At 63.8% G+C, this 11,669-nt stretch carries 12 protein-coding genes; 6 read left to right on the top strand and 6 right to left on the bottom strand.

Annotated elements, in window-relative coordinates; all coding sequences use genetic code 11:
- Window positions 1-491: 491 nt before the first annotated feature.
- On the top strand, window positions 492-2,345 hold the full coding sequence (locus tag IC50_RS22435; protein ID WP_035709700.1) for an alkaline phosphatase family protein: 1,854 nt from the start codon (window positions 492-494) through the stop codon (window positions 2,343-2,345).
- Window positions 2,346-2,401: 56 nt separating this feature from the next.
- Here IC50_RS22435 and IC50_RS22430 read toward each other — a convergent pair whose 3' ends face one another.
- Window positions 2,402-2,974 (bottom strand): hypothetical protein, encoded by a 573-nt coding sequence (locus IC50_RS22430; protein ID WP_035709699.1) that lies wholly within the window; start codon window positions 2,972-2,974, stop codon window positions 2,402-2,404.
- 391 nt (window positions 2,975-3,365) lie between these two features.
- Here IC50_RS22430 and IC50_RS22425 point away from each other — a divergent pair, with 391 nt between their 5' ends.
- Window positions 3,366-4,025: a peroxiredoxin gene (locus IC50_RS22425; RefSeq protein ID WP_035709692.1), complete on the top strand. Its 660-nt coding sequence runs from the start codon at window positions 3,366-3,368 to the stop codon at window positions 4,023-4,025.
- A gap of 120 nt (window positions 4,026-4,145) precedes the next feature.
- Here IC50_RS22425 and IC50_RS22420 read toward each other — a convergent pair whose 3' ends face one another.
- Window positions 4,146-5,870 (bottom strand): methyl-accepting chemotaxis protein, encoded by a 1,725-nt coding sequence (locus IC50_RS22420; protein WP_035709688.1) that lies wholly within the window; start codon window positions 5,868-5,870, stop codon window positions 4,146-4,148.
- 170 nt (window positions 5,871-6,040) lie between these two features.
- On the opposite strand from IC50_RS22420, the gene IC50_RS22415 reads away from it, so the two are divergent.
- Together IC50_RS22415 and IC50_RS22410 are read left to right on the top strand one after the other, a co-directional pair.
- A complete protein-coding gene (locus tag IC50_RS22415; RefSeq protein WP_244429626.1) occupies window positions 6,041-7,432 on the top strand; it encodes a cryptochrome/photolyase family protein in 1,392 nt (463 codons plus the stop codon).
- Window positions 7,433-7,498: 66 nt separating this feature from the next.
- The gene (locus IC50_RS22410; protein WP_035709683.1) at window positions 7,499-7,777 is read left to right on the top strand and encodes a hypothetical protein; all 279 of its coding nucleotides are present in this window, start codon (window positions 7,499-7,501) and stop codon (window positions 7,775-7,777) included.
- A gap of 254 nt (window positions 7,778-8,031) precedes the next feature.
- Here the strand turns inward: IC50_RS22410 and IC50_RS22405 are convergent, their stop codons facing one another.
- On the bottom strand, window positions 8,032-8,904 hold the full coding sequence (locus IC50_RS22405; RefSeq protein ID WP_035709682.1) for a DMT family transporter: 873 nt from the start codon (window positions 8,902-8,904) through the stop codon (window positions 8,032-8,034).
- A 95-nt stretch (window positions 8,905-8,999) separates the two neighbouring features.
- The gene (locus tag IC50_RS22400) at window positions 9,000-9,443 is read right to left on the bottom strand and encodes a hypothetical protein (RefSeq protein WP_035709681.1); all 444 of its coding nucleotides are present in this window, start codon (window positions 9,441-9,443) and stop codon (window positions 9,000-9,002) included.
- A 302-nt stretch (window positions 9,444-9,745) separates the two neighbouring features.
- Between IC50_RS22400 and IC50_RS22395 the strand changes: the two genes are divergently transcribed.
- A complete protein-coding gene (locus IC50_RS22395; RefSeq protein WP_035709676.1) occupies window positions 9,746-10,009 on the top strand; it encodes a hypothetical protein in 264 nt (87 codons plus the stop codon).
- A 28-nt stretch (window positions 10,010-10,037) separates the two neighbouring features.
- Here the strand turns inward: IC50_RS22395 and IC50_RS22390 are convergent, their stop codons facing one another.
- Together IC50_RS22390 and IC50_RS22385 are read right to left on the bottom strand one after the other, a co-directional pair.
- A complete protein-coding gene (locus IC50_RS22390; RefSeq protein WP_035709674.1) occupies window positions 10,038-10,499 on the bottom strand; it encodes a host attachment protein in 462 nt (153 codons plus the stop codon).
- 40 nt (window positions 10,500-10,539) lie between these two features.
- Window positions 10,540-10,950, bottom strand: a complete 411-nt coding sequence (locus IC50_RS22385; protein WP_035709707.1) for a DUF3775 domain-containing protein — start codon at window positions 10,948-10,950, stop codon at window positions 10,540-10,542.
- 255 nt (window positions 10,951-11,205) lie between these two features.
- On the opposite strand from IC50_RS22385, the gene IC50_RS22380 reads away from it, so the two are divergent.
- A complete protein-coding gene (locus tag IC50_RS22380) occupies window positions 11,206-11,484 on the top strand; it encodes a hypothetical protein (RefSeq protein WP_035709673.1) in 279 nt (92 codons plus the stop codon).
- Window positions 11,485-11,669 lie beyond the last annotated feature (185 nt).

Genomic DNA, 11,669 nt, shown 5'->3' with positions numbered 1-11,669 from the left:
GAGGCGACGGAAGCAAAGCTCGGGCGAGATGAGCCGCGAGGATGCGAAGGCGTGCCCTGCGAAGGCAAGTGATGCGCTGCAGAGCCGGGGCCCAGAACCTTCGTGCACTGAATTTGCGGCTGCATGGGTCCCGGCTCAGCGCAGCAACGCCAAAAGCGCGTTTACGCGCGTCTTCGACGCGCTATGGGCGTTGCTGCGCGTCCGGGACACGAGAGCGTAGCTCCACTTGCGCGGACCCGCCACCCTCTCGTGCCCCGGACGCTGCGCGGCAGAGCCAGGGCCCATGCAACAGCAAACGCCGTGGCTTTCTGGGGCCCGGCTCTGCGGAACGTCACTGCGTGCCGCACCGCGTCCGGGACACGAGGTCACCTCGCCCCTGCCCTTCTTTGCGTGGCTTCCGCTCTTGTAACAAGACTGTCATACAGCAAAACTAAACGATTGCCGGGGGCCGCGGGTCGCGGCCACGCCGCCTCACCGCAGGGAGAGATTTGATGCGCCGTTCACTGGTGTTGCTGTCCGCCGGACTGACCGTGCTGTCCACCGGACTTGCCTCCGCCCAGAACAACACGCCCCGCAACCTGATCCTGTTCATTCCCGACGGTCTTCGCGCGCTGAAGGTCACACCGGAGACGGCACCCGCAATGGCCGAGATCCGCGACAGGGGCGTCAACTTCAAAAACCCGCATTCGCTCTTCCCGACCTTCACCATGGCCAACGGCTCGGCGATGTCGACCGGCCACTATCTCGGCGACACCGGCGTGTTCTCCAACACGATCTGGACCAACTACACCTCCGCACCCGCAGGTGACACCGTCGTCCCCTTCATCGAGAACGACGCCGTGCTCGGCGACATCGACGAGCACTTCAAGGGCGACTACCTCAATGAAGAGACCATTCTGAAGATGGCCCGCGACAAGGGCCTCAGCACCGCCGCGATCGGCAAGGTCGGCCCGACCTACCAGTTCGACCACACCGACAAGGCTGAAAAGCCCGGCCCGCATTCGGTCGTGTTCGACGACTCCACCGGCGGCAAGAACGGTGTCGCACTGTCGGACGAGGTGAAGGACGCCTTGACCAAGGCCGGCCTTCCGCTTGCCACGCCGCCACGCGGCGACAATTCCAAGGCGGGCGATGCCAAGACGCCGGGCACGACGGTCGCCAACGTCGCGCAGCAGGCCTATTTCGCGGACGTCGCCACCAAGGTGGTGCTGCCGATGTTCAAGGCGCGCAACAAGCCGTTCGTGCTGGTGTTCTGGTCGCGCGACCCTGATGGCAGCCAGCACAATACCGGCGACAGCCTCAACCAGATCAAGCCGGGCATCAATGGCCCGACCTCGATGGCGGGCATCAAGAACGCCGACACCAACCTCGCCCAGCTCCGCAAGGCGCTCGACGAGCTCGGGCTCGCCGCCTCGACCAACATCATCGTCTCGGCCGATCATGGCTTCTCGACCATCTCCAAGCAGAGCAAGACCAGCTCCTCCGTCAAGGTCAGCTATGACGACACGCCGAAGGATTTCCTGCCGATGGGCTTCCTGGCGCTCGACCTAGCGAAAGCGCTCGACCTGCCGCTGTTCGACCCCAACGACAAGAATGCGAAGGTCGAAGGCAACAGGCATCCCAGGGCCGGCAACGGCGTGCTCGGCAAGGATCCGACCAGGCCCGATCTCGTCGTCGCCACCAATGGCGGCTCCGACCTGATCTATCTGCCGAGCAAGGACAGGAAGCTGGCGGCGAAGACGATCAAGGCGCTGCTCGAGCAGGACTACGTCTCCGGCCTGTTCGTCGAGGACTCGCTCGGCCGCTTCCCCGGCACCCTGCCGCTGTCGAGCATCAATCTGCGCGGCAAGTCGGCGACACCGACGCCGTCGATCGTCGTCAACTTCCGCTCCTATGCCAGCGATTGCGGCGAGGCGCCGACCAACTGCTCGGTGCAGGTCGCAGACACCGTGCTGCGCCAGGGCCAGGGCATGCATGGCAGCTTCAGCCGCGGCGACACCATGAACTTCATGGCCGCCATCGGACCGGACTTCAAAGCCGGCTATGTCGACGAGATTCCGGTCAGCAATGCCGACGTCGGCATGACGGCAGCCCAGCTGATGGGCCTGCGCGGTGCGCACAACGGCGGCCTCGTCGGCCGGGTGATGTCGGAGGCCATGCCCAACGGCATCGTGCCGAAGGCCTTTGTCGGCACGCTGAAGTCCAGGCCCGCGGAGGGTGGCCTCAGGACCGTGCTGAACTTCCAGCGCGTCGGCAGCCAGCGCTATTTCGATGCCGCCGGCTTCCCAGGCCGCACGCTGGGGCTCGAGCCTGATGCCGGCAAACAAAAAACGGCGGGGAAGTAGCCCGCCGTTCCCTCGCGTCCTCAAGTGACGCGCAAGATCTTACATGCCCGGTCTCTTTACATCCCAATGTCGAACACGTTCGGCAATTGGCCCGCCAGAGGCAGTGCGGTGGCGCCCAGGAAGGTCGCCACCATCGCCATCAGGCGACGGTTGTTCTGACGCTTGCCGCGCATCTGGCCGGCGATCCACTCCAGCATCTCACTGTTGACCTTGGAGGCATAGGACGGCGCCCAGCTCTCGATCTCGGTGTCGGCCGACAGCGCCACGCTGCGCGGCGGCACCTTCAGGCCCGAGGCGCTCGCGGCATAGTGGGCGACCGCCTTGGCGAGCAGGTCGTCGAACCGGACACCGTCGGTGCGCTCGGTGGCGGCCTCATTGATCTCGAACAGGACTTCGGCCTCGGTGCGGCTGACCGGCTGATCGTTGACGGCGGTCGCGGTGAGGATACGCATGCACCAGGCGGTATCGTCGGCATCGAGCGAGCGGGAAAAGTGGACGCGACCCTTGGTGGTCGGGCCTTCGCCCGTGATGACGCCGTCGCGTACTATGGAGAGTGCATGAGCCGCGGTATCGCGGCAGGACGGTTCGAGGGACGACGACTCGGTAGGCTTAGGCGCAGCGGCGGACATAGTTCACTTCCAGATTTCTTCCGACGGCCAGCATTTTCATGCCGGCGTGAAGGGGTGGTTAACGATTCGATACGGGGATCGCGACTTTTCCAGATGGTTGCCAATTGGTCGCTGTCAGGACCATTTTGGTTCTGGGACGCGCCGGGCGAGCGTGATGAAAGTCATAAAAGGCTTTATCGGGGCAATCGAGCCCGTGCTGCTCCGGTGGCGATGTTTCACAGCAGGCGCCGCTATAACAGAAAGGTGCTGGGAAATCGGCCCTTCAAAGAAGGAATTCACATTTTACTTGAAGTGGTTCACATGGCGTTCACTTGGGTTCGCCAAGCCCCTATAATGACCGTGACGACCCAAGATCAATTCCCAAGCAAATTCAATGCGATGAGGTAGAACCATGACACTTCCGATCGGCGCCACCGCCCCCGACTTCGAAGCCGAGACCACCGAAGGGAAGATCAAGTTCCATGATTGGATCGGCAACAGCTGGGCGCTCCTGTTCTCGCACCCGAAGGACTTCACGCCGGTTTGTACGACCGAGCTCGGCGCTCTCGCCAAGTTGAAACCGGAGTTCGACAAACGCGGCGTCAAGCTGATGGGGCTCTCGGTCGATCCGGTCGACAACCATGCCAAATGGTCGGAGGACATCAAGGAGACCCAGGGCGCCGCGCCGAACTACCCGATGATCGGCGACACCGATTACAACGTCTCGAAGCTCTACGGCATGCTGCCGGCCGCGATCTCGGGCGATCCCCTCAAGCGCACCGCCGCCGACAACCAGACCGTCCGCAACGTCTTCATCATCGGGCCGGACAAGAAGATCAAGCTGGTGCTGGTCTATCCGATGACGACGGGCCGGAACTTCCAGGAGATCCTGCGCGTCATCGACTCGCTCCAGCTCACCGCCAAGCATCGCGTCGCGACGCCGGCCGACTGGTCGCAGGGCGACGACGTCATCATCGCGGGCTCTGTCTCCAACGATGAGGCCAAGACGATCTACCCGCAGGGCTGGAAGGAGCCGAAGCCCTACCTCCGCATCGTGCCGCAGCCGAAATGATTTTTGGCGGTTGCGGATAGCAACCGCAAAAGTCATCCCGGGATGGTCCGAAGGACCAGATCCGGGATCTCGAGATTCCGGGTTCGGTCCTGCGGACCGCCCCGGAATGACGGCGTTGAATTACGCCGTCCGCACGCGGTCGAGGAAACCGTCGACCTCGGCCTTCAGATGCAGGCTCTCGCCCGACAGCGCCCGGGCCGAGGCAAACATCCGGCTGGACGTCTCGCCCGTCTCGCTCGCGCCCTTGGCGGCGTGACGAATATTGACGGCGACATCGGCCGTGCCTGATACCGCCGCGCGAACGCTGGCAACGATGTTGTGGGTCGCACTCTTCTGCTGCTCGACCGCAGCCGAGATCGAACCTGCGATGCCGCTGATGCGCTCGATGGTCTGGCTGATAGCCTTGATGGCGGCGACCGATTCCTCGGTCGCGAGTTGCATGCTCTCGATCTGGCTCGAGATCTCGTCGGTCGCTTTCGCGGTCTGACCGGCCAGCGTCTTGACCTCCTGGGCCACCACCGCAAAGCCGCGGCCGGCATCGCCAGCGCGAGCGGCCTCGATGGTGGCGTTCAGCGCCAGCAGGTTGGTCTGCTCGGCGATCGAGGTGATCAGCTTGACGACGTCGCCGATGCGCGTGCCGGCCTCCGAGAGCTGCGCGATGCGCTGGTCGGTCGCCTCTGCCTGCCGCACCGCCTCGGCGGAAATCTGGTTCGATTCCTGCACCCGGCGGGTGATCTCGGAGATCGATTGAGACAGCTCGTCGGATGCCGACGCAGCTGAACGCACGTGCTCGGAGGCGCTTTCAGAAGCTCCCGCCGACTGCGCCGACAGATCGGCCGTGGAGCGCGCGGCGTCGGTGAGTTGCCGCGCGGCACGCTCGAACTCGCCCGACGATGCGAGCACCTTGTCGAGAATGCCGCCGACACTGCCGCGAAACCCCTCGACGAAGCTGCGCAGCTCCGCCTTGCGCTGCTCGGCCGCGGCAGTCGTTGCCGCCGCCTGTTCGCTGCGCAGGCGCGCCCGCTCCTGCGAATTGCTCTTGAACACCGCAACCGTGCGGGCGATCTCGCCGATCTCGTCGGCACGATCCTCGCATTCGATCGCAACGTCGCTCTCGCCGTTGGCAAGCGCAGTGAGCGAGCGCGTGACCGAGGTGAGCGGCCGGGTGATGCGGCGGACGACCAGCAAGGTCAGGGCCAGCACCAGAAGGGCGGCCAGCCCTGCGGCCGCCGCCATGCTCGAAATCGCCTGAGCCAGCATGTTCTCGTACTGGACCATCGGGATGCCGACATAGAGAATGCCGGCGACCTTGCCGGTCGAGTCCAAAATCGGAAAATAGGCGGTCATGAACGTCTTGCCGAACAGCGTGGCCGGCCCCTTATAGGCTTCGCCACGGCGCAGCGCGGCCTGCCCCGGATGATCGGCGGCAAGCTGGGTGCCGACGGCGCGGTCGCCGTTTTCCTTCTTCACATTCGTGGAGCGGCGAACAAACTGGCCGTTCGTCGCGTCGAACACGAACAGGGTCGCATTACCGCCGACATAGGACACCGCGCGATCGACGATGGCATGGTCCTTGAAGTCGGGCATCTTGGGGATCTCCGCGCGCACGACTGCGCCGTCCTGGACCGTGATTTTGGCCTCGGGAACGGTCTCCGCGAACGCCAGCGCCAGCGTGCGCAGGCTGACGTCGATGTCGCGGAGCGCGCGATCATTGAAAGCGGAGGTCAGCGACCAATAACCGGCGCCGACCACGAGCCCCGTATTCATGGCGATCAACAGCACGGCGCACAGGACAGCCTTGGTGCCCAGCTTGAACTGCGGCAGGAACTTCGAAGCTTTGAACATGGATGGAATGACCCCGGTAATTCCTGCATAATCGTGCAACAGGCTTACGGCGGCATTAACGACCATCATACCGCTGCAGGCGGCACGCCTTTCCAAATCGTAAACGAGGACACCCCCTGACCGCGCCAAACGTGCCGCCCATCATCGTCTGGTTTCGTGACGATCTCCGCCTGTCCGACCACCCCGCCCTGCACGCCGCCGCGGAGACTGGAGCGCCGGTGGTCTGCCTCTACGTGCTCGATGAGACGACCGGGCGGGCACCGGGTGGCGCGGCGCGCTGGTGGCTGGCGCAGTCGCTGCGGGCGCTCGAGGCCGAGATCGCCGAGCGCGGCGGATCGCTGGCCCTGCGCAGGGGACCGGCCGCCAGGGTTATCCCCGAGGTGGTGCGCGAGAGCGGCGCCCGCGCCGTCTACTGGAACGGGATTGCCCAGGCGCCGCATCGGTCGGTTGAACGAGCGCTTGAATCGGCGCTGGCAAAGCTCGGAGCAGACTCGCAAAATTGCCCCGGCGATTTGCTCGTCCCACCCTCGGCGATCCGCAACAAGGACGGCCGGAGCCTGCGCGTGTTCACACCATTCTGGCGGCGCGTGCTGTCGCTCGGCGATCCGCCAAAGCCGCTGCCCGCACCGAAGGTGCTGCGCCCTGCAGCAAGGATCGCCGGCGATCGCCTGGAGAGCTGGAAACTCGAGCCAGCCAAACCCGATTGGGCGGGTGGCCTGCGCGAGGCATGGGGTCCCGGCGAAGCCGCAGCACGAGGCCGCCTCCGCGACTTCCTCAAGCGCACCGCACGCGTCTATGCCGGCGACCGCGACCGCCCGGACCGGGAGGGCACCTCGCGGCTCTCGCCGCATTTGAGGTTCGGCGAGCTCAGCCCTCGCCAGGTTTGGCACGCCGCGCGATTCGCCGCGGCCGAAGATCCGACGCTCGGGCCGGGCATCGAAAAATTCCTGAGTGAGCTCGGCTGGCGCGAATTCTGCCGTCATCTCCTCCACGACCATCCCGACCTCGCCACCGCGAACTTGCAAACCAACTTCGATGGCTTCCCCTGGACGCACGATGACAAGGCGCTCGCTGCCTGGCAGCGCGGGCGCACCGGCTATCCGATCGTCGATGCCGGTCTGCGCGAGCTCTGGCACACCGGGGTGATGCACAACCGCGTCCGGATGGTGGTCGCCTCCTTCCTGGTCAAGCACCTGCTGATCGACTGGCGCGAGGGGGAAGCCTGGTTCTGGAACACGCTGGTCGATGCGGACCCCGCCAGCAATCCCGCCAACTGGCAGTGGGTCGCCGGCTGCGGTGCAGATGCAGCGCCCTATTTCCGCGTGTTCAATCCGGTGCTCCAGGGCGACAAGTTCGATCCGGACGGCGCCTACGTTCGGCGCTGGGTGCCGGAACTGAAGAACCTGCCGGCCAAGCTGATCCACCAGCCCTGGCAGGCAACGCCGATCGAGCTTGCAAGCGCGGGCATCACGCTCGGCAAGACCTATCCGCAGCCGATCATCGATCATGCCAGGGGACGCGAGCGTGCGCTCGCCGCCTACGCAAAGATCCGCAGAGGTTGAGCGCCGCTTTGACACAATTTCGAAACCCGCTATCGTCATCGCCTCAATCAAACCGCGGGGGACGATATGGACGACGAAAAGCCGATCACCGAACAGGCGATGGACACGATCACCAGCGCCGTCGATGCAACCAAGGACGCGGCGGTCGCCGCCGTCAAGCAAGTCAGGAAAGCCGCCAAGAAGGTCGCGAAGAAAGTAGGCCCGAAGAAGACGTCCAAGAAGAAGGCGAAGACGTCCTCAAAGAAGGCGGCCAAGAAGACCGCGAAGAAGGCCGGCAAGACATCTGCGAAAAAGGGCGTCAAGAAAGCCGGCAAGAAGAAGAAGGCCAAGAAGGCGAAGCGCTGATCACGACGCTCAGAACAGGTCTCCGGGAGTGGACATCCGCCTGGAGACCTGCCCCACGATACGCGACCCTTCCGCGCGGCGGCCCGGCCGGTCCAGCCGACCACGAACGTGCCGCGCTCAGCAGGGATGTATTCCAGCGCCGCGCTCTGTCCGCCTAAAGCGCGATACGATTAGAATGAATCGTCATCGCGCTTTGGGTTGTTGTTTAAGCATGATCTTTTCGAAAACCGCTGCGCACTTTTCCGGATCATGCTTTAAGAGCGCCGGTTGACGACGAACACCGCCGCCGCGCACATCGTCATCCCGGCAATCGCCAACGCATCGAGCCTCTCGCCGAACAGCAGATAGGCCATCAGCGCGGTGACGGCCGGCACCAGGTAGAACAGGCTCGCGACCGAGGTTGCTGCGGCGTGGCGGATCAGCCAGTACAACAGCCCGATCGAACCGATCGAGAGCGCCACGGCGAGCCAGGCGAGCGCGAGCACGAACTCCTGTGTCCAATGCACCACCCGGTCTTCGAACAGGAATGCTCCGATCGCGAAGAAAATTGTGACGGCAACGTATTGCACGAGATTGCCGGCTCGCCAGTCGATGTGGTTGCAGTAGCGGCGCTGATAGAGCGTACCGAGCGTGATGCTGATCAGCGAGACCACCGAGGCAAGCCAGCCGAGCCCTGCTTCGCCGGTCATGGGGCGGTTGTGCAGGATCAGCACGACGCCGCCGAGGCCGAGCACGAGCCCGGCCCATTGCACCGGCGTCACCCGCTCGCCGAGCCAGCGATTGGCAATGGTCGAGGTCAGGATCGGCTGAAGGCCCGGAATCAGCGCGGAAAGGCCGGCCGGAATCGAATGCGCGATCGCGATTGCGGTGCCGCCGAGGTAGAAGCCGTGGACGAGGATGCCGGCGACCGCGCTGTGTGCAATGCCGGCGCGATCGGGCCATTTCGGCCGCGCGATGCCTGCGATGATCGCCATCAGGCCGACCACGATCGCCATGCGGATGGCGAGATAGGTCAGGGGATCGGCATTGTCGACGACGTATTTGGTGCCGATGAATCCGGTGCTCCAGAGCAGCACGAACAGGATCGGCGCCGCGCGGGCGGTCAGGGTTTCTTGATTTTGGTTCATTGCCGCCTCATTGCCCCAGTGGAAGCCATACGGCAATGCGAATTCGTCCCGACGATGCTGCGCTGCGACGGGCAGCAGTGGTCTGGTTCAGCCGTTCACCATTCGTCCGGACAGGGGTCGATGATCTTCCAGAGCTCGACGCCGTTCTTGATCTTCTTCATGTCGGTGGTGAGCCCGCCATTGCGGCGAATCCAGTCCTTCACCTTGTCGGGGTAGTAGGACATGAGATCGGAGGTGCCTTCGGCACTGGTGACCTTGATGCCGAAGGTGAACGCCTTGTCGTAATAGGCTTGATGGAAGCCGAGGCTGGCGCGAGGCGTCACGCAGATCTTGTTCATCGGCACGATGCCGAGCACGAGCGTGCAGGCCGAATTGCAGATGCCGTCGATGATGACGCGTTCCCCCTTCTCGCGAACGCGCTTGTATTTGGCCTTGTACTCCTCGACATAGCCGCCATGGTCGCGGGTGATGTGCAGTTCGGCGCGCGCCGGAGTAGCGGCGACGGAGAGCAACAGCAGGCTCAGAAGCGTGATGCGCATGGCGAGGTGACGGCGATGGCCTTCAGGAATGGACCGACCTCGAAGGACCCGCAAAACGATCCCAGGGGCCGGCGACGGGATTCTTACCCAAATACTCTTTGGTCATACTTGTGTGGGGAATTCGTTAAGCATCCCGAAAAGGCCAAAAATGGGCAGCTTTCGACCCCATGTCCGGCAATTCTGTCACACCCACCCGAGAATCTGCGGGATAGGCCATGATTTCGGGCCTCCGGAGCGATGCCTGACCGCCCGAAATTGCTATAAAATGACTGACCTATTCGAGCAGGTTCCGGAGAATCGAGATGAGCAAGTTGACGCTTGTAGCCGCGGTTGCGGCCCTGACGGCTGCAATCCTGGCCCCTGGCCACGCGGAGGCGCGCGGACATCACCGGTACCACCGCTCCTACGTCAGCCCGCTGCCCTACCCGATCAGCTATCTGCACAATTACGGACCCGGCATCACCCCCGGCACCTTCGCCTATTACGACGGCCCGTCGACCAACCACTGCTACCGGAGTGCATCCGCTTATATCGGCCAGGACGGCCGGCGGCACCCCTGCTACTGAGGCGCCGCGCCCTCTTTCGTTCGGGCACCTATTTCGCAGCGCCCGACATCAGCAATTGCTTCTCGATCTCGTAGACCGGCAGCTTGACGAGATCCTTCGCGACCTCCCCCCGAAGCGCCTTGCGCACGACGTCCGAATAGTCGGTGCGGATCATGCCGAGCGCGCGCGGTGAGGCCACCATGGTCAGGGCCTTGGTCTCGCCGGAGCTGACGGCAGCATCGAGCCGGTCGGCCAGCTCCCGCAAGAAGGCACGCTCGGCCTCATCGTGCCAGTCGGTCTGCTCGACCGAGCTGCGCGACCCGCCGGCTGCCGGATGCAATCGGCCTGGTGCATCGCTGCCTTGCGCGGTGGTCGAAGGGTTGGGCTGCTCGCGCACCTCTCTGGTGTGGAGATTCGGAAACATCTCGTCGCCGAGGTTCTCCAGAATGAGCGCCTTGCGACCGTCACACACGACCAGCCAGTCACCCTTGTCCATTCTCATCTTGTCCATCACAACCTCTCATTGTCATTTGCAGGCGCAGCATCCGGCATCAGAGCTGTTCTTCGAATTCCTCGAATGACTTGCCGAATTGCGCCATCGCCTCCTCCAGATAGTCGGCGAGCATGGGCGTGCCGATCAGGTAGTCGGCGGTGCGCTGGTTGTGGGCTTGCGCGGCCTGACCGCGCAGTTCGCGCCAATCGGAGAGATCGCCGTCGCCACGGCCGAGCCAAGTCAGCGCCACGAGATCGATCTGCTCGTCGACGTTGAGATCGCGGATGAAGCCCGCAAGCTCCGCACGATCGGTGGTTTGGCCGCGTCCGCCGCGGCCATAGCTCGCGTCGTCGTCGCCGGAGTCCAGGATGACGCCACCCCCGGCCGCTTCGCTGTCGGAGCGACGCGATTTCGAGATGACGAAGAAGACCGTCTCCGGCGAGATCGACAGATTTGGAATGACTCGCATCCAGCTCACCTTGCCCGGCAGCAGGCACCGCGCCGCTGCCATTTCACCAATCCTAAGAGCCAAGGCAGACCTGTGAATTGCGCAGGATCAAGGTTTAAGGCGCGGCATGACCCTACAGCCCAAGCCAGCTGGCAGGCTGAGAGCGGGGCTGGCCAGCGTGCTGAAGGTTTGTTCATCAGGATTACATTTCGGTTCCGCCACAATTTGATCAGAACAACTTCGATATCCTGCATCGCGTAAGCGGAGGAAGACATCATGAATCTCAAGATTGGCATCGTCGCCGCGTCCCTGTTCGGCGGCCTCGTGGCATCGTCGGCGGCATTCGCCATGCCCATCGCGCCCGCACCTGCGACACCGCAGCTCTCCGGCGTCGAACAGGTCCGCATGGTCTGCAACGCCTGGGGGCGCTGCTGGTGGCGCCCGAACTACTACGGGTATTATGGGCCGCGGCCATACTACGGCCCGCGGTATTATGGGCCGCCGCGCTATTACGGTCCACGCTACTACGGTTATCGCGGCTATCGCCGCTGGTGACGTTTGAAGGGGCCTTCGGGCCACTTCGCTTTTGCGAGATCGTGCCTTGCGTGGCTGCACTGCCTGCGGCCGTTTCAAATCCGATCCAGATCAAGGATGAAATCTTTCGATGCCATTAGGCATGAACAAGTAGGCGCGGTCGAAGGACGCAGCAGCAGGAGGAACGAAGCTTTGCGCCCTTCGCC

It is taken from the genome of Bradyrhizobium genomosp. I (2014), from assembly GCF_000261685.1.
GTDB lineage: Bacteria > Pseudomonadota > Alphaproteobacteria > Rhizobiales > Xanthobacteraceae > Bradyrhizobium.
Note: the sequence above shows the minus strand (reverse complement) of the source record. Positions and strands in the feature narration are given on the sequence as shown.

What these genes read in the sequence shown, in the direction of transcription:
- IC50_RS22380 (WP_035709673.1), top strand. Translation starts at nt 11,206, where the DNA reads ATGAATCTCAAGATTGGCATCGTCGCCGCGTCCCTGTTCGGCGGCCTC.
- IC50_RS22390 (WP_035709674.1), bottom strand. Translation starts at nt 10,499, where the DNA reads ATGGACAAGATGAGAATGGACAAGGGTGACTGGCTGGTCGTGTGTGAC.
- IC50_RS22435 (WP_035709700.1), top strand. Translation starts at nt 492, where the DNA reads ATGCGCCGTTCACTGGTGTTGCTGTCCGCCGGACTGACCGTGCTGTCC.
- IC50_RS22410 (WP_035709683.1), top strand. Translation starts at nt 7,499, where the DNA reads ATGGACGACGAAAAGCCGATCACCGAACAGGCGATGGACACGATCACC.
- IC50_RS22400 (WP_035709681.1), bottom strand. Translation starts at nt 9,443, where the DNA reads ATGCGCATCACGCTTCTGAGCCTGCTGTTGCTCTCCGTCGCCGCTACT.
- IC50_RS22430 (WP_035709699.1), bottom strand. Translation starts at nt 2,974, where the DNA reads ATGTCCGCCGCTGCGCCTAAGCCTACCGAGTCGTCGTCCCTCGAACCG.
- IC50_RS22385 (WP_035709707.1), bottom strand. Translation starts at nt 10,950, where the DNA reads ATGCGAGTCATTCCAAATCTGTCGATCTCGCCGGAGACGGTCTTCTTC.
- IC50_RS22395 (WP_035709676.1), top strand. Translation starts at nt 9,746, where the DNA reads ATGAGCAAGTTGACGCTTGTAGCCGCGGTTGCGGCCCTGACGGCTGCA.
- IC50_RS22420 (WP_035709688.1), bottom strand. Translation starts at nt 5,870, where the DNA reads ATGTTCAAAGCTTCGAAGTTCCTGCCGCAGTTCAAGCTGGGCACCAAG.
- IC50_RS22425 (WP_035709692.1), top strand. Translation starts at nt 3,366, where the DNA reads ATGACACTTCCGATCGGCGCCACCGCCCCCGACTTCGAAGCCGAGACC.
- IC50_RS22405 (WP_035709682.1), bottom strand. Translation starts at nt 8,904, where the DNA reads ATGAACCAAAATCAAGAAACCCTGACCGCCCGCGCGGCGCCGATCCTG.